Origin of the sequence: Acetobacter sp. P1H12_c, assembly GCF_018811975.1 — a bacterium.
GTDB lineage: Bacteria > Pseudomonadota > Alphaproteobacteria > Acetobacterales > Acetobacteraceae > Acetobacter > Acetobacter persici.
The window spans coordinates 1-20890 of the sequence record NZ_JACRVR010000024.1 but is presented as its reverse complement, the minus strand read 5'-3'; the positions used below and the strand labels follow the sequence as shown (position 1 = coordinate 20890).

Here is a 20890-nt window from a genome sequence, read left to right as displayed (position 1 = left end):
GCGCAGATGCTTCGGCGGGTGGCTTGCTGGTGATGGTCATTCTCCTGAATTTAACATATCGGGCGCGCTGGCATGGCCCGCACCATCCCCAAAGCCGCCCCGCTGACGAATTGATGTTGCAGATATACCGTTTTGTCGCCCCGGAAGAAAAGCCCACACTGGGGGGGAAAGATCAGGCAGCACGCGTACCTGCCGCGCTGGCAGGCGGCAATGCACCAGATACTGCGCCGCAGCGCCCCGCAAAGCCCGCATATTCTGCCCCGGACGCGGCATGACTGCTACCGGAACACGGTGCAGCAGACGTTTCCAGCCTTTCCATTTTGGCAGGGTGGCAAACCCGTCTGCCCCGGTCAGCCAGACAAAATGGACGTTCGGGAAGCGTATCTGCAACTTTCCCAGCGTATCAAACGTGTAACGGGTACCGAGTCGGGCCTCAATATCTGTAGCGATCAGCCTGCGTCCATCCGCCAGAGACGCTGCTGACGCCAGACGCCTGCCAAACGGCGCCATGCCCTCCGCAGATTTAAGCGGGTTCCCCGGTGAGACCATAAGCCAGACCTGATCCAGCCCCAGAGCCACCAGAGCACGGCGGGCAATGGTCTGATGGCCCGGATGCGCAGGATTGAAAGACCCACCCAGCAGACCAATCCGCGCGATGCGATGGTCCCCCCATGTGGGAATCGTATCCCGCCAGACCATACCGGGCGTCAGGTCCGCACCTGCCCTGTGCCGATCACTTCGTAACGGAAGGTCGTCAGCTGTTCGACCCCGACCGGCCCGCGCGCATGGAAGCGGCCTGTTGCAATGCCGATTTCCGCGCCAAATCCAAATTCGCCCCCGTCACAGAACTGCGTGGAAGCGTTCCACATCACCACGGCACTGTCCGTCCCGTTGAGGAAGCGCGTCGCCACGGCTTCATCAGACGTCACAATCGCTTCGGTGTGGGAGGAACCATAATGCTGGATATGATCAAGGGCTTCATCCACCCCGTCCACCACAGCAATATTCAGCACGGCATCCAGCCATTCCGTGGAAAAATCCTGCTCCGTGGCCGCAGGAAGGTCTGGCATAATGGCCCGTGCTTCCGCATCCGCGCGGAAGGTGCAGCCAAACTCGGCCAGATCGCCCACAATCTGCGGCAGCAGAGAAGGCGCAATGGCGGCGTCAATCAGTAGCGTTTCCGTTGCGCCGCAAATGCCCACACGCCGCATTTTGGCGTTGAGCACAATCCGCCGCGCCATGCCGGGGTCCGCTGCGGAATGGACATAGGTGTGGCAAAGCCCATCCGCATGCGCCAGCACTGGCACACGGGCTTCCTTCTGCACACGCTCCACCAGAGAGCGGCCACCACGCGGAATCAGCAGATCCACCAGTCCGGCAGCGCCGAGCATATCCGCCACATGAGCGCGGTCTGCATCCGGGGCAATCAGCACGGCATCTTCCGGCAGATCGGCCGCGCGCAGGCCCGCCTGAATCGCGGCGTGGATGGCCCGCGCACTGTGCAGGCTTTCTGACCCGCCGCGCAGCAGCACCGCGTTCCCGGATTTGATGCACAGGCCAGCAGCATCCGCGCCCACATTGGGACGGCTTTCATAAATCACGCCAATCACGCCGACGGGCGTTGCCACCCGGCGGAAGCGCAGGCCGTTGGGCCGTGTCCATTCTTCCAGCACACGGCCAACGGGGTCCGGCAGATCCGCCATTTCCTCAAGCCCGACAGCCATGGCTTCCACCCGCTCCGGGGTGAGTGTCAGGCGGTCACGGAACGCATCCCGCGCTGTGGAGGCTTCCAGATCCTTCGCGTTGGCTTCCAGAATCGCGGGGCTGGCGTCACGGACCGCAGCAGCCGCAGCCCACAAAGCCCGGTCCCGCGCGGAGGACGGGCTTTGCGCCAGAGTGCGGGACGCCAGTCTGGCCCGACGCGCCAGGGCCACCATCGGGCCTGGCACAGCTCCGGAAACCGTCTGCTGTTGTGCCACACCCTGTTGCCCGTCTTCCTGCGCCTTCATGATGGCGTCCTTCATCCCCGTTTCTCTGTTGTCCAAACTGTCTGTGCGGTCTGTGCTCAGACGTTAAAGCGGAACAGCAGGACGTCTCCGTCCTTCACCACGTAATCCCGCCCTTCAATCCGCAGGCGGCCAGCTTCTTTCGCCCCGGCCTCACCACCGTACTGAATATAATCATCATATGCGACTGTTTCACATGCAATGAAGCCACGTTCAAAATCATTGTGAATAACAGCGGCGGCCTGCGGTGCCTTGGTGCCTTCTGTAATGGTCCAGGCGCGGGTTTCCTTCGGGCCAACCGTAAAGTAGGTGCGCAGGCCCAGCAGGCCGTACCCTGCGGCAATCACACGGTCCAGCCCGCTGTCACTCAGGCCGAGGCCCTCCAGAAACTCGCGGCGTTCTTCATCCGCAAGCTGGCTGACTTCAGCTTCAATCGCAGCGGAGACGATCACCACAGCAGCGCCTTCAGCTTCCGCCTTGGCCTGCACTTTTTTGGAGAAATCATTTCCGGTCGCCGCTGAATCTTCATCCACATTGCAGACGTAGAGAACGGGCTTAGTCGTCATCAACTGGAGGCGGCGGACCGCTTCTTCCGCGCCCGCCGGGATGGCGGTGCGGGCCGGGTGGCCTTCCTTCAGCGCTTCAATCAGCGGTTCAACCACCTCGACCTGCGCCATGGCTTCGGCATCACGGTTTTTGGCGCGCTTCTGCAAAGCCGGCAGACGTTTTTCCAGCGAATCGAGATCCGCCAGCATCAGCTCTGTTTCAATAATTTCCGCGTCACGCACGGGGTCCACGCCGCCTTCAACATGCGTGATGTCATCATCTTCAAAGCAGCGCAGCACGTGGATAATGGCGTCCACTTCACGGATGTTGGCCAGAAACTGGTTCCCCAGTCCTTCCCCGCGGGACGCGCCACGCACGAGGCCTGCGATATCCACAAACTCAAGGCTGGTCGGCACAACCTTCTGGGATTTGCCAACAGTTGCCAGCTTTTCCAGCCGGGGGTCGGGCACAGCCACGCGGCCCACGTTGGGTTCAATCGTGCAGAACGGATAGTTTGCCGCCTGCGCCGTGGCCGTCGCCGTCAGCGCATTGAACAGTGTGGACTTACCCACATTGGGAAGACCGACAATACCGCAATTAAACCCCATCAGCCCTTACTCCCCTCTGGCAACGCAACCTGCGTCATGAATTTATCCGAACGGCCTTCAGCCAGAAGTGGGGCTGCGTCTGCCATCTTATCCAGCAGAGGCTCAAGCCAGGTCTGTCTGTCGGTCTCTGTAAAATTTCCAAGCACCCAGCCATGCACGCGCTCCTTGACACCGGGATGCCCGATACCAATCCGCACACGCCAGTAGTCCGGGGTGCCAAGCATCTTGTCCATGGACCGCAGGCCATTATGCCCTGCCGCCCCGCCACCGCGCTTGACCCGCACCTTACCCGGCGCAAGATCCAGCTCGTCATGAAAAGCGGTAATATGGTCCGGCGTAATTTTGTAAAACGCCGCGGCTTCCTGCACGCTTTCACCAGACAGGTTCATATAGGTCATGGGGCGGAGCAGAAGCACGCGCTGCGTGCCGATCCGGCCTTCTGAAACATGTCCTTTGAAGCGGAGCCGCCAGGGTGAAAACCCATACCGGCTGGCAATGGCGTCCACCGCCATGAAACCGACATTGTGCCTGTGTCGGCTCATTGAAGACTCGGGGTTACCGAGTCCGGCCCAGAGCAACATCACTGGTCCTGTATCTTGACCGAGGCTGGAGGCACATGCCCGGCATGTGCCTCCATACCCCTGAGTTTCAGACCATCAGCCCGGTGTTCAGGCAGACGGAGCTTCCGCTTCAGCGGCTTCATCAGCTTCGTCAACGCTCGGTGCAGCGATCGTGGCGATCACGAAGTTGGGGATATGCACCAGCGGGGTCACGTTTTCCGTGCCCTTCAGGTCTTCCCAGCGCACGTTGTCGTTGATGTCCAGAGCGGACAGGTCAACCGTGAAGAATTCAGGGATGTGTTCTGCATCCGCTTCAACTTCAACCGTGTGACGCACGATGTTCAGAACGCCACCGCGCTTGATGCCCGGAGCTTTTTCTTCACCAGAGAAATGAACGGAGACTTCAACAGTCACTTTCTGACCAGCGGCCAGACGCAGGAAGTCAACATGCTCCGGGCTGTCTTTAACCGGGTGCAGCTGAATGTCACGAATCAGGGCGCGCTCGGTCACACCGCCTTCAACCTTGATTTCGTAAACGCGTGAGCGCCAGCCAGAGGCCTGAATCCCCTTGATGACAATGCGGGGGTCAAGAGCGATCAGAGTGGGTTCTTTCTTGCCACCGTAAATAACGGCAGGAACCAGACCAGCACGTCTCGTTGCACGCGCTGCCCCCTTACCTGCTTTCGCGCGCGCCGAAGCGTCGATAGATGTAATCTTGGACACGTTGAATTCTCCTAAAAACCAGAACATGCAGGCCTCCAGGGGTGCCTGCACGATGCGGTCGCCATACCGGAAAGGGGGAACAAACGCAATGCTTACCACCCTTTTGCGGCAGAAAACCCGGCAGGAAGGCCATGACGCCCCGCGCGGGACGGGGTATAAAACCGCCTCATGCCCACCCCTGCGCCCGGACCAGACTGATGCAAGACAAGCCCCAGCACTTTGCCAGTGACAACTATGCAGGCATCTGCCCGGAAGCACTGGAGGCCATAACCCGTGCCTCCGCCACCGGGTCCGCCCCGGCCTATGGGGATGACCCGTGGACACGGCTTACCGCGGACGCCATCTGCACCCTGTTTGAGACACAGGCCGCCGTCTTTTTTGTGCTGACCGGCACCGCCGCCAATGCTCTGGCTCTGGCCACCCTCTGCCCGCCTTATTGCAGCGTGATTGCCTCAGACATTGCCCATATCGAAACGTCCGAGCGCGGCGCGCCTGAGTTCTTTTCCGGCGGCAGCAAGCTGCTCACGCCGCCCTGCCCGGACGGTAAACTGACGCCCGAGGCCATCCGCCTGTGCCGCCGCAAGGCCAGCAGCCCCCATGCCTCGGAACCTGCCGTGGTGAGCATTACGCAGCCGACGGAAAATGGTCTGGTTTACACGCTGGACGAAATCCGGGCGCTGGCGGAAGTCTGCAAGGATTACGGGCTGAAACTGCATATGGACGGCGCACGCTTTGCCTGCGCCATTGCCGCGCTGGGCTGCACCCCGGCGGCCATGACGTGGGAAGCGGGCGTGGAGGCCCTGAGCTTTGGCGGCACCAAAAACGGCATGGCAGTAGGGGATGCTGTGGTGTTTTTTGACCGCTCTCTGGCCCGTGGCTTTGCGGAACGCGCCAAGCAGGCCGGGCAGCTTGCTTCCAAAATGCGTTTTATCACCGCCCCCTGGCTGACCATGCTGAAAAGCGGGGCGTGGCTGCGCAATGCCGAGCACGCCAATGCAAGCGCCCGGCAGTTTGCGCAGGCCGTGGAGGCCATTCCCGGTGTACAGATTGCCTGGCCCGTGCAGTCCAACGCAGTGTTTCTGCTGATGCCCGAGCAGGCCATGAACAGCCTGCGCGCCAGAGGCTGGCGATTCTATACCTTTTTTGGTGCGGCAGCCCGCTTCCTGTTTGCATGGGATGCGCAAAGTGCCGCGATTGAGGCGCTGGCAGCCGACATCCGGGCTTGCATGGCACAACTGCCCGCACCTTCCCCATAACATCTGCCCCTTGACATCTCCCCGGCTCCCCGGCTTCCTCCGGCGCAGTATCGAAAAAACCGGCCCTCAATTTCAGGACGAGAGAATGCACCCTTACCGTACCCATAGCTGTTCGGCCCTTCGCGCACAGGATGCCGGCACCACAGCGCGCCTGTCCGGCTGGGTCCATAGCAAACGGGACCACGGCGGCCTGCTGTTTATCGACCTGCGGGATGAAACCGGCATCACCCAGATTGTTATCCCGGCGGGTGACCCGGTGCTGGAACAGGCGGAAAGCATCCGCGTGGAAAGCGTGATTACGGTCACGGGTGACGTTGTGCGCCGTGAGGAAGCCACCCGCAATCCTGATCTTGCGACCGGCGATATTGAAGTGCGCGCGCGTGAATTTGTGGTGCAGTCCGCCGCCGCTGTGCTGCCCCTGCAGGTGGCAGGGCATGAAAACTACCCGGAAGATCTGCGCCTGCGCTATCGCTACATCGACCTGCGCCGCGAGAGCGTACACAGCAACATGCTGCTGCGCGCCCGCGTGATCCAGAGCATGCGCAAGCGCATGACGGCCCTGAACTTTATTGAGCTTCAGACCCCCATCCTGACGGCGTCCTCTCCGGAAGGCGCGCGGGACTTCCTTGTTCCGGCGCGTATGCACCCCGGCAAGTTCTACGCCCTGCCGCAGGCCCCGCAGCAGTTCAAACAGCTGGCCATGGTGGCCGGGTTTGACCGTTACTTCCAGATTGCGCCCTGCTTCCGGGATGAAGCCTCCCGCGCGGACCGCTCTCCGGGTGAGTTCTACCAGCTCGACTTTGAAATGGCGTTTGCCACGCAGGACGAAGTATTCGCCACGCTGGAAGATGTCATGTCCGGTCTGTTCACGGAGTTCGGGAACGGCCGCACTGTCAGTCAGGCTCCGTTTGAGCGGATTCCCTACGCCCGCGCCATGAAGGTCTACGGCTCCGACAAGCCTGACCTGCGGAACCCGCTGCTGATTTCTGATGTGACGGACGAGTTCGCCGGTTCAGGCTTTGGTCTGTTTGCCCGCATTGCCGCCGATGGTGGTGAAATCCGTGCCATTCCGGCCCCCGGTGCCGGTGACAAGCCGCGTGCCTTCTTTGACAAGCTGAACACCTGGGCCCGCGAGTCTGGTGCCGGTGGTCTGGGCTACATCATTTTTGCGGAAGACGGCGGCAAAGGCCCGATTGCCAAAAATCTGGAAGCCGACCGCGTTGAGGCCATTCGCACCAAGCTGGGCCTGAACGCCGGGGATGCTGTGTTCTTTGCCGCAGGCAAGGGGGATGACGTTGCCAAATTCTCTGGTCAGGTCCGGACCCGCATTGCGGAAGAGCTGGACCTGATTGAGAAGAACGCCTTCCGCTTCTGCTGGATTACCGACTTCCCGATGTATGAGCTGAACGAGGAAACGGGACGCATCGACTTCTCGCACAACCCGTTCTCCATGCCGCAGGGTGGTCTGGAAGCCCTGAACACCAAAAACCCGCTGGAAATCAACGCCTACCAGTATGACATTGTGTGTAACGGTATTGAGCTGTCCTCCGGCGCAATCCGTAACCATCTGCCGGACGTCATGATCCGCGCCTTCGAGATTGCCGGGTATCCGGAAAGCGAAGTGGAGGCCCGGTTTGGCGGCATGCTGAATGCCTTCCGCTACGGAGCGCCGCCGCATGGTGGCTCTGCTCCGGGTGTGGACCGTATTGTCATGCTGCTGGCGGATGAGCCGAACATCCGTGAAGTGATCCTGTTCCCGCTGAACCAGCAGGGCGAGGACCTGATGATGGGCGCTCCGGCCACGGTGCCGCCGGAACGCCTGAAAGAACTCTCTCTGGCTCTGGACCTGCCCAAGCCGAAACCAACGATCAAAAAAGACTGACGCACGTCAGATGCCGCATCCGGGGTGGTTGCACTCCCGCCCCGGATGCTCTTTTCTGACAGCTATGACTGCATTCCTCCGCCGCCATGCCCGCCGGGTGCTCTGCCACCCTGCCCTGACCTTCCGCCCGGAAAAGGGCAGCCCCTCCGCTGCGGCAGCAGGATCTAAGGCGCTGATCTCTGAGGCACTGACACCCGGAGCACTGTTCCTCCAGGGTCTAGCACACCGGCCATGGACTCTCCGGGCACGGGCTCCCCGGACAGTGGCAGCCGCTCTTCTTCTGGTCGCCCTGCCATCCGCCTGCCTTGCCGCAGCCTCTGGCAGCCCCACACCCCCTTCCGCAGCCCGGACCACCACCAGCGCACTGGTGGGCCAGCGGGCACTGTATGATCTCAGTCTAGCGGAATCCGGCGGCAACACGCTCTCCGCCTCAGGCAACATGACCTATGTGGTGCGAGACACCTGCTCGGCGTGGTCTACCCAGCAGCATCTGGATATCCAGAGCGCCACCCGCAACGGCGGTGCGGTGAACATGGTGTCTGACTACACCACGCTGGAAAGCAAGGACGGGCGGCATCTGGTCTTTCGTACCGTGCAGAAGTCCAACAACGCCGTGCTGCAGGTTGTCAGCGGGGAAGCCAGTATAGATGCGCTGGGGCATGGCGTGGTGGAGTATGAAAAACCCATAAAGAAAACTCTGAAACTGCCTAACGGCACGCTGTTCCCCATGGCGCACACCGCCGCCATTCTGGCCGCAGCCCAGCGGGGCACCCCCAGTATTGCTCCGCTGCTGTTTGACGGTACCGGCCCGGATGGCGCGCAGGAAACCTACATTACCCTTCTGGGCTGGGGGCCGCTGAAAGACCCGGCTCCCTCCCCCGCCCTCGCGGGCCAGCCTGCCGGACGTGTGCATGTCGCCTTTTTTGGCCGCACACCGGACAGCATCCTGCCAGATTACGAGATTGGCATGCGCTATTTTGCAAATGGCGTTTCTGACATGCTGGATATGGACTTTGGAGATTTCCGGATGCGCGGCACCCTGCACAGCCTGACGCTGCCCCCCCGCGCGGCCCGCTGTTAAGCCGGATCGTCCGGGAAGCTGGCAAAGGCGGTATCCCCCATAGCCGGGCCTCACCTGTGGCATGGCTGCGTGCTCAAAACGGACTTGTAACGACGAAGCATCTCGTTTAATTCCGTCTGGACGGAAACAACGGGTATAGAGATTTCAGGGTTATGGCGCGCCCCAGAACCATCAATCGTGAACGGGTCATGGAATGTGCGGAACAGCTCGTCCAGCGTGATGGTGCGCTTGCCCTGACACTGGACGCCGTTGCGCGCGAAGCGGGTATTACAAAAGGCGGCCTGCAATACTGCTTTGGCAGTAAGGATGACCTGATTACGGCCCTGATTGACCGCTGGATTGCCGCCTTCGACGCAGAAGTGCAGACCCATACCCCGCCAGACGCCACCCCGGCCGATAAAGCCCGTGCTTATGTGCAGGTCTGCGCGCAGATGGATGATGCCACCCGCACGCGCATTGCCGGAACGCTGATTACCCTTCTGCAATCTCCTGATCATCTCAAAAAGATACGGGACTGGTATGCGGGCTGGCTGACCAGCGAAGTCTGTCATTCCGATGAAGCACGGCAGATGCGCACCATGATTTTTGCTGCCGAAGGTGCTTTTTTTCTAAGAAGTTTTGGTTTTATCACCATGCAGGACGTGGAGTGGCAGGCCGCTTTTGCGGATATCCAGACCCTGATGGTGCCTGCCGGTCCGGCTGAACCGGCAAAAGCGTAAAATCTCCGGACGATGATCTTGGTGCAGAGGTGTTTATAAAATGACGATGCCACTCTTTAAAGGAATGGGAAACAGCCTGACCCATACTGTCTCTTCCGCCTGTGAGTGGTTGATCGGGCAGCAGAAAGCCGATGGCCACTGGGTTGGCCCGGTAGGCTCAAACGCCTCGATGGAAGCGGAATGGTGTCTGGCTCTGTGGTTCCTTGGTCTGGAAGACCACCCGCTGCGCCCGCGCCTTGGCAACGCTCTGCTGCAAACGCAGCGGCAGGACGGGTCATGGGGGATTTATCCGGACGCCGGCAATGGGGATATTAATGCAACGGTGGAAGCCTATGCCGCCCTGCGCTCACTGGGATATCCGGAAAACACCCCCGCCCTGCACAAGGCCAGCACATGGATTGCGCAGAAAGGCGGCCTGAAAAATATCCGGGTTTTCACCCGCTACTGGCTGGCGCTGATTGGGGAATGGCCGTGGGAGAAAACCCCCAACCTGCCCCCGGAAATTATCTGGTTCCCGAACAAATTTGTTTTCTCCATCTATAATTTTGCCCAGTGGGCACGGGCCACACTGGTTCCGCTGGCCGTGCTCTCCGCCCGCCGCCCCAGCCGCCCGCTGCGGCCGCAGGACCGCCTGAACGCGCTGTTTCCTGAAGGGCGGGGGAATTTTGACTATACGCTCCCTAAAAAGGAAGGCGTGGATCTGTGGTCAGACTTCTTCCGGGCAACGGATAAAGGCCTGCACTGGCTCCAGTCCCGGTTTCTTAAACGCAACACAATGCGGGAAGCCGCTATCCGCCATATGCTGGAATGGATTATCCGGCATCAGGATGCCGATGGCGGATGGGGCGGGATTCAGCCGCCATGGGTCTACGGCCTGATGGCGCTGCATGGAGAAGGGTTTCAGTTCCATCATCCGGTTATGGCCAAAGGTCTTGATGCGCTGAATGACCCCGGCTGGCGGCACGATAAAGGGGATGCCTCTTTTATTCAGGCAACAAACAGCCCGGTGTGGGACACCATGCTGGCCATTATGGCACTGCATGACGCCAAAGCCGAAGACCGCTTTACCCCGCAAATGGATAAAGCGCTGGGCTGGCTGCTGGACCGGCAGGTGCGGGTTAAAGGCGACTGGTCCATTAAGCTGCCGGATGTGGAACCCGGTGGCTGGGCCTTTGAATATGCCAATGACTTCTATCCGGACACGGACGATACCGCCGTCGCGCTGATCGCCCTTTCCTCCTGCCGCCACCGGCCGGAATGGAAAGAGCGCGGTGTTGAAGAGGCCATTGCCCGCGCCGTGCGCTGGCTGGTGGGGATGCAAAGCGCCTGCGGGGGCTGGGGCGCTTTTGATAAAGACAATAACAAGGCCCTTCTTTCCAAAATCCCGTTCTGTGATTTTGGTGAGGCTCTGGACCCACCCTCTGTGGATGTTACGGCGCATATTCTGGAAGCGTTTGGAATTCTGGGCCTTCCGCGGGATCTGCCCTGCATCCAGCGTGCGCTTGATTACGTCCGGGCAGAGCAGGACCCGCAGGGCCCGTGGTTTGGCCGCTGGGGTGTAAATTACATCTATGGCACCGGGGCCGTTCTGCCCGCACTGGCCGCCATTGGTGAGGATATGACGCAACCCTACATTGCCAGAGCCTGTGACTGGCTCGTGGCCCACCAGCAGGACGATGGCGGGTGGGGTGAAAGCTGCGCATCCTATATGGACATTTCTTCCATTGGCCGGGGCAACACCACGGCGTCCCAGACGGCATGGGCGCTGATGGGGCTTATTGCGGCGGCGCGCCCGCAGGATTATCCCTCTATTGAAAAAGGCTGCCGTTATCTGATTGAACGTCAGGAAGCGGACGGAAGCTGGACTGAGGAAGACTATACCGGCACGGGCTTCCCCGGTTACGGGGTGGGCCAGACCATCCGGCTGGATGACCCGGCTTTGTCAAAACGCCTGCAACAGGGCGCAGAACTCTCAAGAGCGTTCATGCTCCGATATGACCTGTACCGGCAGTTCTTCCCCATTATGGCGCTCAGCCGCGCAAGCCGCCTGATCACACCGGATGCAGAGGCGGAAAACGCTCTTAGTGCCGCCAGAAAAAATCTGGCAGACGCCTCTCTGTAAAATCCATAAAAAACGGGCGGTATTTCAAAAATACCGCCCGCCTGAAAAGGTCTTTCTCAAATTACTTCCTGAGAAAGACTTTAATTTCCTTACACTTTACTGCGCATCCGGCTGATGCTCTGCACGCAGGACGGCAATCAGATCCTGCAATTGCTGCGGGTTACTTTTCAGGATTGCGACGTTTGCTGCATCGGGTGTCGGGATCGTGCTGCTTGCCTGCCCCGGCGGGACATTCATCAGGCTACCTGTCAGACCGACACAGGTCAGGCTCATGACAAATTCACGCGGCGTAAAACCGTTTGTTTTCAAAATCGGTTCCAGACCAGGCACTTTCCCGACCATATCAATCTGCTCTTCCAGTGACATGCCCAGACGCCCCGGCGGCTGAATATGGGCTGCCTGAATGGATTTCAGCGCGGATGTCAGGCGCGGCACAACATTGGCGGCAAGCTTGTAATGCAGAGCCGTGTTCATATCCCGCTGCAAGGTTGTCACCTGTTCCGGGGTCAGATTTGGGCGGGAGGTGCCCTGTGCCTGCGTCGGGGCCTGAGCAGGCGTCTGCGCCGGAGCCGCCGTCTGTGCGCCCGCCGGCTGCACCATGATGCCGCCTGACAGCAGAGCCGTCGCCAGAGCGATCTTTTTCATTCCGTTCATCATATAAGATCCTTCTTTACAGCAGAACTGTTTTTCACAAGCCTGATTACGTTGAAATAGTCCATTCACCTTTGCGCATCAGCGGCACCGCAGTTCCGTTTGCGTCAATACCGTCCACATCAATCTCGCCAGAACCGATCATCCAATCGATATGGATCATGCTGCTATTGGCACCCCGCGCGGCCAGAGCGGCTTCATCCTGCCCAGCCGTATCCAGCATGCATTTGGTATAGGCCTGCCCGAGAGCAATGTGGCTGGCGGCATTTTCATCAAACAGGGTGTTCTGGAACAGGATACCACTCTGCGAGATCGGGGAGGAGTGCGGCACAAGGGCAACTTCCCCCAGCCTGCGGGCCCCTTCATCCGTATCCAGCACACGGGACAGGACGTCTTCCCCTTTTGACGCATGCATTTCAACAATTTTGCCGCCTTCAAACCGCACGCAGATATCATCAATCAGCGTGCCCTGATGCGAAAGCGGCTTGGTGCTGGCTACATAGCCCTCTACCTTCAGGCGATGCGGCGTGGTGAACACTTCCTCCGTGGGGATATTGGGGTTGCAGACAATGCCATTGCCCGCTTTTTCAGACCCGCCAGCCCAGTCATGCCCATCCGCCAGACCAACCGTGAGATCGGTCCCCGGCCCGGTAAAATGCAGGGCCGCATAACGGGCATCATTCAGGAATACCGCCCGGCGGTGCAAGGTTGCATTATGCGCCGCCCAGTCTGTCACCGGGTCCGCCCCGGTCAGGCGGGAGGCCGCAAAAATCGCGTCCCACAGGCGCAGCACTGCCTGATCTTCCGGCAGATCAGGAAACACCACTTTCGCCCATGCCGGAGTGGCTGTGGCGACGATGTTCCAGTTCACATCAAAATTGGTGATGATTTCCATTGCAGGGCGGTTCACGCGGGAGGCCGCACGGCTGGCGCGGGAAATATGCTCCGGATTCTGCCCGGCCAGCAAAGCCGGGTTGCTGCCGGTAATCGCCAGACGGGCCGCACCCGCCCGGAAGCCCTCCGCCATGCCACGGGCCATCCAGTCGGCTGCGGTATCAAACGTCTCTTCATGCCCGAAGCGGTAACGCGCCAGAGTCGTTTCCTCATCCGCGTAGAAGGTCGTGACCAGCGCGGCCCCGGCCTTATAGGCGTGTTCCGTCACCCGCCGCACCAGCGGCACAGCCTCCAGCGGGGCCGTAATAATCACCTGCTGCCCCGGCGCGACGTTCAGGCCGGTGCGCACCGCCACTTCCCCCAGCCGGTCCAGCATGCTGGCCAGTTTTGTCTCTTCCGGTGTGGCGTTCTGCGCCTGTGACGAGCCTGTCATTCCAATCCTTCCCATGCAGGAGCGGGGTGCAAACCCCCGTCTGGTTGCGGTCAGGCCGCAGGGACTGCGCTGTGGCCTGACACTGTTCCTGCTGATCGGATACTGAAGGCGGCCATCCGTCAACCATCAGGGCCGCCACGCAACCCTGATCAGGACGCAGGCAACAGGACCGGCCGGAGGGCTGCGGGCAGATAAAGAGGATGGCAGGGGCGACCATTCACCCCCACTTTCATGGCATATACGGCAATCCCGTGCTGCTGGAGCGTGCGCACAACAGCAGGCCCGCGCTCACGCAGGGCCTTGTGCTGCGGAGAGCCATAGGCGGCTATCACCAGATCCGCCTCCTGCGCCATGCGCAGAAGAGCGGCATCATTCTCCGGCCCGACCGGGTCCGGTGTTTCCAGCAGGCGTGTCTGATCCGTGCAGCGATAGGCAAAGGTGTTACCCACCAGAATACCGCCATAGCCCCATGCGCGTGCATAACGCTGGCATTTGGCGACAGTGCGGTCATCCCCGACTTCGGTTGCGACGGACGGGTTCATCATCAGCCACATGACGACAGGCCGGGAGGCATCCCACACCCGCTTCAAGCTGTAACGGTAGCACTGGTCCGGGCCGCCGTAGGTGGCTGTGCTGACAACATCATCAGACAGACCCAGCGGACGGGAATTCCCGACATGATGCGCGTTAAAAAGATCCTGCATGGGCAGCCCCGAATAGTCCCCGACGGTGATGTACAGCACGCCTCCGCAACAGAGGGTTCACCGGGTTTTAAACAGAAATATCTGTCAGGGAAGATGCAGAAGCAGGAAAACGCTGCTCAGGGCAGCAAAGCCGGGCACGAAGAGGCGGCCCGCCCCGGACTGACGTCATTCCTCAGGAATGACGGTCCGGACACCTGTATCGCCTTACATCAGGCGGACACAGGGAAAACAGACTGAAACGCTTAAAAACGCTCAGGCTGTGCGGTCAGAAAACACGGTCGCAAGCATCAGCATGGCAACAACCGGCAGAAAGACGAGCATCGGGGCCATCGGGGCAACCTGCATGGTGGCGGAGATGGCGTCATTAACAACGTGAATAAGCATTATTTGTTTTCCTAAGAATTTAGCGTGTGGAGGGCTAAAACCACACCTCCCTCCCCTGACGCAACAGGAAAATAAAAGCCCCCAGATATCGAGAAAGCGCATAGTGAAGCAGGGTTTCAGGAACTGATATCCAAGTAATCATCCTGAAGAATCCCCGTATTTTATCTGAATACCCCGATAATATTTGTAGTATAAAAAACAGGCATCGTGTGACGCGATACCGCACCGCAACCCGAGAAAAGATAATTTTCCGGGCATTTGATCAAATTTTAGGCCAAACGGTTTCGTGATAAAAAATTGCCAGTTTTCTGGGATTTTCTGCTGATTTCCCTCAAAAAACTGCTGCCCACGACTCATACGCCACAGTCTTCCGCCAGAAAACCGGGGAGTCGCGCCGCGTATTCTCTCCGGGCTGCCGCCTTGCACACCCGACTTTTTGCGCCCAAGTAGCAAGATCCCTTCTCTGCTTGCGCCCCCAATGGACCCGCGATACCGCATTCCCCCTCTGGCCGCCCTGAACGCCTTTGCCGCCTTTGCCCGCACCGGGGGCATACGGCGCGCTGCGGCGGAACTGCGCGTGGACCACGCCGCCATCAGCCGCCATGTACGGGATCTGGAGCAGTTTCTGGGCACACCGCTGCGGGACCGTTCCACAGGCGCGCTCACACTGGCCGGGCAGACCTATTACACGCAGATTCTCCCGCATCTGGATGGTCTGGCTCAGGCAACTGCAAATATCCGCCAGCAAACCCCCAGCCTGACTGTGACGTGCGTACATGGCTTTGCCTATCACTGGCTGCTGCCGCGCCTCGCGGCCTTTCGCCGCGCGCATCCGCGGATGGATTTCATGCTCCGCCCGATTGATGCCAATACCGCCTTCCACGCCACCGGCATCGCGGCCGAAACCCACGCCGATATTTGCTATGTGCGGGACACAAATGCCGCCCTCACCCTGCGCGGCCTGTGCAGTGTTGATATTGCACGCCCCCCGGTGTTTCCGGTGATCTCTCCGGAAGGACTGGCGGCGCTGGGCGGTCAGCCGGAAACATTGGCGGACCTGCTGCATGCGCCGTTGCTGCATGAAGAAGATGATTCAGAATGGCAGCTCTGGTTTCAGGCGCAGCATGTGCCTGCCAGAACCATCCCCTGCGCGGGCCGCCTCTGGCAGGCCCATCTGACGCTGGCCGCCGCCCGTGCCGGAGAAGGCATTGCGCTGAGCAACCCCTTCCTGCTGGGGGATGATCTGGTGACAGGCCGGCTGATCCGCATCCAGCCAAAACAAACGCCTGTGCAGACCACGCCGCTTGGCTCCTACGTGCTGCGCACCACAGACGGGGGGTGGGAAAACCACGGGCTGAGCCTGTTCCGGAACTGGCTGCTGGAGCAGATTGCCGCGGAAAGACTGGCGGGCTGACACGCTGCGACAGTGCGGTGACAATTTATCACCACATCTGCAAGAAAAAATCGCCTCCCCTCCTGCCTGAAAACCACTTACGAGATTGAAACAATTTCGTCGGGCTGCGCCTCCCCGCAGTCCTCTTTTTTCAGGAGCCAGACGGCATGAGCACAACAAACAAGGATCTTCTGACCCGCCGGGCCAACGCCGTGCCCCGTGGCGTGGCCTCCTCCACCCCCATTTTTGCCGACCGCGCGGAAAATGCAGAACTGTGGGACGTGGAAGGCCGCCGTTATATTGATTTTGGCGGCGGTATTGCTGTGCTGAATGTGGGGCACCGTCACCCCAAGGTTATGGCCGCGGTCAAAGCCCAGCTTGAACGCTTTACCCACACAGCGTTTCAGGTCTCCCCCTATGAATCCTATATTGAGCTGGCGGAAAAGCTGAACGCGCGCGCGCCCTTCTCCGGTCCTGCCAAAACTATTTTCTTCTCCACCGGCGGGGAAGCGACAGAAAACGCTGTTAAAATTGCCCGTGCAGCCACTGGCCGGAACGCCGTCATTGCCTTCTGCGGTGGCTTCCATGGCCGCACCCTGCTGGCCTCCGCCATGACCGGCAAGGTCCTGCCTTACAAAGCACCCTTCGGCACCCTGCCGGGGCAGGTCTATCACGTGCCGTTCCCGGATAGTGACGTCACGGTGGAAGACAGCCTGAAAATGCTGCACTTCCTGTTTGCGGCGGATATTGCCCCCACGCAGGTTGCCGCCATTATTATTGAGCCTGTGCAGGGTGAAGGCGGCTTCCGCGTTGCGCCGACCGCATTGCTGAAAGAGCTGCGCCGGATTTGTGATGAACACGGCATCAAACTGATTGCTGATGAAGTGCAGAGCGGTTTTGCCCGCACCGGCAAGATGTTCGGTATTGAACATTCCGGCGTTGAGCCCGATCTGGTCTCGGTGGCGAAATCTCTTGGTGGTGGCCTGCCCATTTCCGGCGTCATTGGCCGTGCCGACCTGATGGACGCCGTCCCGCCGGGCGGCCTTGGCGGCACCTATGCCGGTGCGCCTCTGGCCTGCGCCGCAGCCCTTGCCGTGCTGGATGTGATTGAAGAAGACAACCTGCTGGACCGCGCCAACGCGATGGGTGACCGCCTGCGCGCCCGGATTGAAGGCTGGCATAAGCGCACGGACCTGCTGCCCGTCAGCATGCCGCGCGGACTGGGGGCCATGATTGCTTTTGATATTCTGGAAAGCCACGGCAGCACAGAACAGCGCGCCGGAGCAGCGGGCAAGCTTTGCGCTCTGGCCTGTGAGAAAGGGCTGATCCTGCTGGCCTGTGGTGTGAAGGGAGCAACCATCCGTATCCTCACACCTCTGACCGCCTCTGACGCCCTGCTGGATGAAGGTCTGGATCTGATTGAGCAGATTCTGAGTGAGGCCGCCAAAGCGTAAGGCCCGACAAACTCAAAAATTTACAAAAAAGGGGATGCGCCGGATAAGGCTGCATCCTCTTTTTTACAGAAACGCACTCAAGGCGGGAAAGAGCGATACCTCTGTCTTTCCTGCCTCAAAACTGCACCGATCAATACGGTGTCGCATAGCCCCCGGCTGCGGGATAGCCCTGCGTTGCAGGATAACCCGGAGCAACGGGCACCATGGGGGTAACCGGCACAACCGGTGTAACGGCCCCCACCCCTGCATTCACAACACCTGCAATAATGCCGGTCGCCAGAGCTGTCAGCAGAAACTGGTTGCCATAGCGCATCCAGGAATATCCGCTTGGGGGCGCCCACAGGCCGGGCTGGCGGCGCCAGTCATTCACCATCCAGCGCGGCTCACGCGGGCCGTCATAGCGTTCACCCCGGGCCCATCGGCGGTTCATGTCATAAGACGGCTGCGGGCCACCCCGGCCGTTGCCCATGTTCGGGCCATGGTTGCCGCGAGGGCCTCCGCCACCGGGGCCGCCCGGACCACCGCCGGGCCCACCATGAGCACCCGGACCACCCTGACCGCGCGGATCGGCATAGGACTGGGGTGCCGCGAGGGCAAAACACCCGAGAGCCAGAGCAAGCATCACTTTTGTCTTCATCAGAGACCTCATTTTCAACATGACGACTGTTCTGCCGGAGGTGTGGCAAAAATTTGTCCTGCGTTCATTCTTTTCATTTTTGAAATAATGAAAAACACCTCTTCACAAGCCAGAAATCATGATCTTTATGAAACAGGTTTACAGCAATCCTGTCTGTATAAAACCGCCCTGGTGACAAAGGTTCCACCATGTCCATACAGCTCCGCACAGGCCTGTCCTTACTGTGTCTGTGGATGGCTGGCTGCGCCTCCCATAAAGACAAAACTGCTGAAACAGCCTGCCAGAATACCATGCCCGCACAGCATGGTCCGTTCCACGGGCATATAGAATTCGGGCAGGCCATGCAGAAGGTAATGCCCGCAGCGCTCGGTGCCATTCCCGGTGCAGGCGGCATGGCCGGAGGGCTGGCCGGAATGGGTATGCGGCAGGCCATGAACGGCTTTGGGCCAAACCCGCACCGGCCCCCTGCCGACAAAACCGATCAGGAAGACCAGCCAGCCTCAACGCCCCGCTCTTTTCCGTGCCAGCCAGAAAAAGAAACGGTTCCGGACCTGAAAGCAGACGATATTAAAATGGAAGAAGCCCGTTAACCGGGAAAACAGCAGACAGATCCGTTGAGTTCTGCACGCACTTCCCGTTTTTACAAACGCGGCAAGCCCATCCAGTGCGGGCGCTTTACCTCAACCCACGCCAGCGCTTTATTGGTTACACGCTGTAAAGGCGGCACGTCGTCAGACAACAATAAAACGCCAAGTGGCAGCATCCAGATGCCAAAAACCGGCAGGATGGCCAGACATCCCCCCAGAATGAAGAAGACACCCGCAGGCATCCGCACCCATCGGGCCTGCGGGCGGCGCAACCAGTGAACAGCCGCCTGAATGCGCGCAGGCAGTTGCCGGACCAGCAATTCTATCCGCCGTTCACGGTCCTCAAGATCCTGAGCGATTTCATGCTCTGTGAGCATCCCCGCATTACCTCCTGCAACAACAGACACAGCTTTGCGCCACTCTCCAGAAAGAGCACAGAACCCCATCGCACCGCAAAGAATGGCATCACAGTGATAGATTTTTATGAATGAAATGTGGCGGAGGATGTCTGCCAGAAATATCAATTAACAAGCTGATATCATAGAATATTTTCATAGATTATACTTTTTATTCCCACATAAAATCAGCCACTAATAAAAGCTTCATATCCGCATTTGTGGATTGAAAAATTTCTACATATCGGCTCTACCGAATGACCAATGCATATCAGCCTGTTCTCGACTTGTAAGAGTATATGGAAAATCTTTTGTTGTTGCCGACCAGCCAGAACAACGTTCGTTAAATGCCGTATTATAAAAAGACCTCAATATAAGATTGACAAATCTAAATGGTGTCAATGCACCCAAAACCGGTATGCGGCAATTTTTATATTGCCCAAATGTACAATGCGAGGTTGGGTGAATATAGTCTACTGAAGCATCCGCGTCGTAATCAAATCTAATTGGAGAAGTAACAATATCCTTAAGTATTATTTCAGAATATAATATATCGTTTTCATAAATTTCAGGTTCATTTTGATATTCAAGGAGATCTGGAGAAGGTAGAAAAGATAAAACGTGTTTTTTTAGTTTTTTTCGAGAAAACAAATATCTCATTTGAATAAGTGCACCGTCAATTAATTTCATATTAAAAGAACGCTCACTTCCGAGTTCATTATAGGTTTCTAAATAAGGCCTATGCCGCAGCGCAGCAGAAATTTCGGATAAACCAGATATAGATATTTCTGTTATCTGTCCCTCTTTAGAAGGCCTCTTTGAAATCTTTGGAAAATTTTGATCGACGCATAATCCAACGCCTATCAAATTAGAGGTCAAATTTCTAATTTCTTGCGCAACAGCATTAATATCGGACATGCTTATTGTCCTAATTGTCTGCGAAGCTCGTTCAGGACAGTTTCAGATAGATCATCTAATTGTATTTGTCCTTTAGATAGCTGTTTAAGCAAAGCGCTTGCGGCTGCATTCCCTTCTTTTACATGCTTCTTCTCTTCGAGGGACATATCCCTATTCACAACACGAAGCTTCGCACGCAAATCAGAATTTGGATAAATGAATTTTAACTGGTAATTATTTTCAACAACACGATCGTATTCAGATTTAAGAAGACGCATATTTTTTCCATGCCCGACTACACGCACCCAAGCCTTACTGCGCGTCATAGCCGTAAATAAACGATTTCGGACCTTTCCTATTTCCCCAAATGAATTGTAACAATCCTGAGCATTTATTACATAGACCATACCAGCCTCGTTACCTTTTGCCCGGAATATTCCTGTAAAAGCAACGGATCCTTCATCTGGTTTGAAAAATACGTCTGAACTGGTGTCCACCCCAGCAAGATGAGATGGTATTCCATTATCAAACAGTATTTTTCGAATAGGACCAACTTGTTTTGGGGTGCTTAGAGGGTCTGGATTTATAACAATAATGTCGTCAGCTTTTAACTCGTCCTCTTTCAGGTTTTGGATGATTTGCGAGGCAATCCATTGTGCTTGCTCATCGGCATCTAAAAATTCTTGAAAGAAAATCAAAGGCGCTACACTAGGGCGTGTCGTCAGTTAAACCCTGAGTGTGGCAGGTGAGGGTTGTACTTTGTGTCTGCGTGTGCTGACTGTTTTCCCGTTTTTTGGGGGAGACAGACAGATGCGACGCTATAGTTTACGCGATGACCAGTGGGAGCGGATACAGGATCTTCTTCCCGGTCGAGAAGGCTATGTCGGCGGCACTGCGGTGGACAACCGTTTGTTCGTGGAGGCGGTGCTGTATCGCTATCGCGCGGGTATTCCATGGC

General features: G+C 58.3%; 23 protein-coding genes. 10 read left to right on the top strand and 13 right to left on the bottom strand.

Going from position 1 to position 20890, the window contains the following annotated elements:
* Nucleotides 1–36 precede the first annotated feature (36 nt).
* From KP699_RS11525 to KP699_RS11505, 5 genes are all read right to left on the bottom strand, one after another.
* Nucleotides 37–699: a nicotinate-nucleotide adenylyltransferase gene (locus KP699_RS11525; protein ID WP_215762719.1), complete on the bottom strand. Its 663-nt coding sequence runs from the start codon at nucleotides 697–699 to the stop codon at nucleotides 37–39.
* 8 nt (nucleotides 700–707) lie between these two features.
* A complete protein-coding gene (locus tag KP699_RS11520; protein WP_051552139.1) occupies nucleotides 708–1937 on the bottom strand; it encodes a glutamate-5-semialdehyde dehydrogenase in 1230 nt (409 codons plus the stop codon).
* Nucleotides 1938–2065: 128 nt separating this feature from the next.
* Nucleotides 2066–3160: a redox-regulated ATPase YchF gene (gene ychF, locus KP699_RS11515; protein WP_077930472.1), complete on the bottom strand. Its 1095-nt coding sequence runs from the start codon at nucleotides 3158–3160 to the stop codon at nucleotides 2066–2068.
* The gene (gene pth / locus KP699_RS11510) at nucleotides 3160–3741 is read right to left on the bottom strand and encodes an aminoacyl-tRNA hydrolase (protein WP_086655919.1); all 582 of its coding nucleotides are present in this window, start codon (nucleotides 3739–3741) and stop codon (nucleotides 3160–3162) included. The genes ychF and pth overlap by 1 nt, the downstream gene beginning before the upstream one ends.
* Nucleotides 3742–3828: 87 nt before the next feature.
* A complete protein-coding gene (locus tag KP699_RS11505) occupies nucleotides 3829–4443 on the bottom strand; it encodes a 50S ribosomal protein L25/general stress protein Ctc (RefSeq protein ID WP_077931690.1) in 615 nt (204 codons plus the stop codon).
* A gap of 197 nt (nucleotides 4444–4640) precedes the next feature.
* Between KP699_RS11505 and KP699_RS11500 the strand changes: the two genes are divergently transcribed.
* The 5 genes from KP699_RS11500 (at nucleotide 4641) to shc (ending at nucleotide 11503) form a co-directional block, all read left to right on the top strand.
* The gene (locus KP699_RS11500; RefSeq protein WP_215762718.1) at nucleotides 4641–5699 is read left to right on the top strand and encodes a low specificity L-threonine aldolase; all 1059 of its coding nucleotides are present in this window, start codon (nucleotides 4641–4643) and stop codon (nucleotides 5697–5699) included.
* 85 nt (nucleotides 5700–5784) lie between these two features.
* Nucleotides 5785–7581 (top strand): aspartate--tRNA ligase, encoded by a 1797-nt coding sequence (gene aspS / locus KP699_RS11495; protein WP_086655920.1) that lies wholly within the window; start codon nucleotides 5785–5787, stop codon nucleotides 7579–7581.
* A 64-nt stretch (nucleotides 7582–7645) separates the two neighbouring features.
* Nucleotides 7646–8662, top strand: coding sequence for an EipB family protein (locus KP699_RS11490; protein ID WP_215762717.1), 1017 nt, complete (start codon nucleotides 7646–7648; stop codon nucleotides 8660–8662).
* Nucleotides 8663–8814: 152 nt separating this feature from the next.
* Nucleotides 8815–9381 carry a TetR/AcrR family transcriptional regulator gene (locus KP699_RS11485; RefSeq protein ID WP_215762716.1) on the top strand — a complete coding sequence of 189 codons (567 nt, stop codon included), beginning with the start codon at nucleotides 8815–8817 and terminating at the stop codon, nucleotides 9379–9381.
* Between the two features lie 40 nt (nucleotides 9382–9421).
* Entirely contained in the window at nucleotides 9422–11503 is a 2082-nt protein-coding gene (gene shc, locus KP699_RS11480; RefSeq protein ID WP_215762715.1) for a squalene--hopene cyclase, read from the top strand.
* A 96-nt stretch (nucleotides 11504–11599) separates the two neighbouring features.
* On the opposite strand, the gene KP699_RS11475 is transcribed toward shc, so the two are convergent.
* From KP699_RS11475 to KP699_RS11465, 3 genes are all read right to left on the bottom strand, one after another.
* Nucleotides 11600–12160, bottom strand: coding sequence for a hypothetical protein (locus KP699_RS11475; protein ID WP_215762714.1), 561 nt, complete (start codon nucleotides 12158–12160; stop codon nucleotides 11600–11602).
* Between the two features lie 43 nt (nucleotides 12161–12203).
* Entirely contained in the window at nucleotides 12204–13481 is a 1278-nt protein-coding gene (locus KP699_RS11470) for an aminopeptidase (RefSeq protein ID WP_215762713.1), read from the bottom strand.
* 149 nt (nucleotides 13482–13630) lie between these two features.
* Nucleotides 13631–14185 carry a DUF1643 domain-containing protein gene (locus KP699_RS11465; RefSeq protein WP_086655924.1) on the bottom strand — a complete coding sequence of 185 codons (555 nt, stop codon included), beginning with the start codon at nucleotides 14183–14185 and terminating at the stop codon, nucleotides 13631–13633.
* A gap of 93 nt (nucleotides 14186–14278) precedes the next feature.
* Here KP699_RS11465 and KP699_RS11460 point away from each other — a divergent pair, with 93 nt between their 5' ends.
* Entirely contained in the window at nucleotides 14279–14422 is a 144-nt protein-coding gene (locus KP699_RS11460; protein WP_215762712.1) for a hypothetical protein, read from the top strand.
* Nucleotides 14423–14437: 15 nt separating this feature from the next.
* Here KP699_RS11460 and KP699_RS16640 read toward each other — a convergent pair whose 3' ends face one another.
* Nucleotides 14438–14569, bottom strand: a complete 132-nt coding sequence (locus KP699_RS16640; protein ID WP_255031206.1) for a hypothetical protein — start codon at nucleotides 14567–14569, stop codon at nucleotides 14438–14440.
* Between the two features lie 478 nt (nucleotides 14570–15047).
* Between KP699_RS16640 and KP699_RS11455 the strand changes: the two genes are divergently transcribed.
* Both KP699_RS11455 and gabT read left to right on the top strand, forming a co-directional pair.
* Nucleotides 15048–15983, top strand: a complete 936-nt coding sequence (locus tag KP699_RS11455) for a LysR substrate-binding domain-containing protein (protein ID WP_215762711.1) — start codon at nucleotides 15048–15050, stop codon at nucleotides 15981–15983.
* A 146-nt stretch (nucleotides 15984–16129) separates the two neighbouring features.
* Nucleotides 16130–17416 (top strand): 4-aminobutyrate--2-oxoglutarate transaminase, encoded by a 1287-nt coding sequence (gabT, locus tag KP699_RS11450; RefSeq protein ID WP_215762710.1) that lies wholly within the window; start codon nucleotides 16130–16132, stop codon nucleotides 17414–17416.
* 130 nt (nucleotides 17417–17546) lie between these two features.
* Here gabT and KP699_RS11445 read toward each other — a convergent pair whose 3' ends face one another.
* On the bottom strand, nucleotides 17547–18053 hold the full coding sequence (locus KP699_RS11445; protein ID WP_077930479.1) for an RcnB family protein: 507 nt from the start codon (nucleotides 18051–18053) through the stop codon (nucleotides 17547–17549).
* 188 nt (nucleotides 18054–18241) lie between these two features.
* Here KP699_RS11445 and KP699_RS11440 point away from each other — a divergent pair, with 188 nt between their 5' ends.
* On the top strand, nucleotides 18242–18643 hold the full coding sequence (locus KP699_RS11440) for a hypothetical protein (RefSeq protein WP_215762709.1): 402 nt from the start codon (nucleotides 18242–18244) through the stop codon (nucleotides 18641–18643).
* 50 nt (nucleotides 18644–18693) lie between these two features.
* Here KP699_RS11440 and KP699_RS11435 read toward each other — a convergent pair whose 3' ends face one another.
* From KP699_RS11435 to KP699_RS11425, 3 genes are all read right to left on the bottom strand, one after another.
* The gene (locus KP699_RS11435; RefSeq protein WP_215762708.1) at nucleotides 18694–19017 is read right to left on the bottom strand and encodes a hypothetical protein; all 324 of its coding nucleotides are present in this window, start codon (nucleotides 19015–19017) and stop codon (nucleotides 18694–18696) included.
* A gap of 255 nt (nucleotides 19018–19272) precedes the next feature.
* Entirely contained in the window at nucleotides 19273–19953 is a 681-nt protein-coding gene (locus KP699_RS11430; protein WP_215762707.1) for a DUF2290 domain-containing protein, read from the bottom strand.
* 2 nt (nucleotides 19954–19955) lie between these two features.
* Nucleotides 19956–20630 (bottom strand): ATP-binding domain-containing protein, encoded by a 675-nt coding sequence (locus tag KP699_RS11425; protein WP_215762706.1) that lies wholly within the window; start codon nucleotides 20628–20630, stop codon nucleotides 19956–19958.
* A gap of 112 nt (nucleotides 20631–20742) precedes the next feature.
* Between KP699_RS11425 and KP699_RS11420 the strand changes: the two genes are divergently transcribed.
* A partial coding sequence (locus KP699_RS11420) for a transposase (RefSeq protein ID WP_215761524.1) occupies nucleotides 20743–20890 on the top strand: 148 nt, incomplete at its 3' end.

Coding starts and splice junctions, on each gene's coding strand:
- KP699_RS11465 (WP_086655924.1), bottom strand. CDS start 14,185: ATGCAGGATCTTTTTAACGCGCATCATGTCGGGAATTCCCGTCCGCTG.
- shc (WP_215762715.1), top strand. CDS start 9,422: ATGACGATGCCACTCTTTAAAGGAATGGGAAACAGCCTGACCCATACT.
- KP699_RS11520 (WP_051552139.1), bottom strand. CDS start 1,937: ATGGTGGCCCTGGCGCGTCGGGCCAGACTGGCGTCCCGCACTCTGGCG.
- KP699_RS11475 (WP_215762714.1), bottom strand. CDS start 12,160: ATGATGAACGGAATGAAAAAGATCGCTCTGGCGACGGCTCTGCTGTCA.
- KP699_RS11455 (WP_215762711.1), top strand. CDS start 15,048: ATGGACCCGCGATACCGCATTCCCCCTCTGGCCGCCCTGAACGCCTTT.
- KP699_RS11440 (WP_215762709.1), top strand. CDS start 18,242: ATGTCCATACAGCTCCGCACAGGCCTGTCCTTACTGTGTCTGTGGATG.
- ychF (WP_077930472.1), bottom strand. CDS start 3,160: ATGGGGTTTAATTGCGGTATTGTCGGTCTTCCCAATGTGGGTAAGTCC.
- KP699_RS11470 (WP_215762713.1), bottom strand. CDS start 13,481: ATGACAGGCTCGTCACAGGCGCAGAACGCCACACCGGAAGAGACAAAA.
- KP699_RS11485 (WP_215762716.1), top strand. CDS start 8,815: ATGGCGCGCCCCAGAACCATCAATCGTGAACGGGTCATGGAATGTGCG.
- KP699_RS11490 (WP_215762717.1), top strand. CDS start 7,646: ATGACTGCATTCCTCCGCCGCCATGCCCGCCGGGTGCTCTGCCACCCT.
- KP699_RS11430 (WP_215762707.1), bottom strand. CDS start 19,953: ATGTCCGATATTAATGCTGTTGCGCAAGAAATTAGAAATTTGACCTCT.
- KP699_RS11445 (WP_077930479.1), bottom strand. CDS start 18,053: ATGAAGACAAAAGTGATGCTTGCTCTGGCTCTCGGGTGTTTTGCCCTC.
- KP699_RS11500 (WP_215762718.1), top strand. CDS start 4,641: ATGCAAGACAAGCCCCAGCACTTTGCCAGTGACAACTATGCAGGCATC.
- pth (WP_086655919.1), bottom strand. CDS start 3,741: ATGTTGCTCTGGGCCGGACTCGGTAACCCCGAGTCTTCAATGAGCCGA.
- aspS (WP_086655920.1), top strand. CDS start 5,785: ATGCACCCTTACCGTACCCATAGCTGTTCGGCCCTTCGCGCACAGGAT.
- KP699_RS16640 (WP_255031206.1), bottom strand. CDS start 14,569: ATGCTTATTCACGTTGTTAATGACGCCATCTCCGCCACCATGCAGGTT.
- KP699_RS11460 (WP_215762712.1), top strand. CDS start 14,279: ATGCAGAAGCAGGAAAACGCTGCTCAGGGCAGCAAAGCCGGGCACGAA.
- KP699_RS11435 (WP_215762708.1), bottom strand. CDS start 19,017: ATGCTCACAGAGCATGAAATCGCTCAGGATCTTGAGGACCGTGAACGG.
- gabT (WP_215762710.1), top strand. CDS start 16,130: ATGAGCACAACAAACAAGGATCTTCTGACCCGCCGGGCCAACGCCGTG.
- KP699_RS11525 (WP_215762719.1), bottom strand. CDS start 699: ATGGTCTGGCGGGATACGATTCCCACATGGGGGGACCATCGCATCGCG.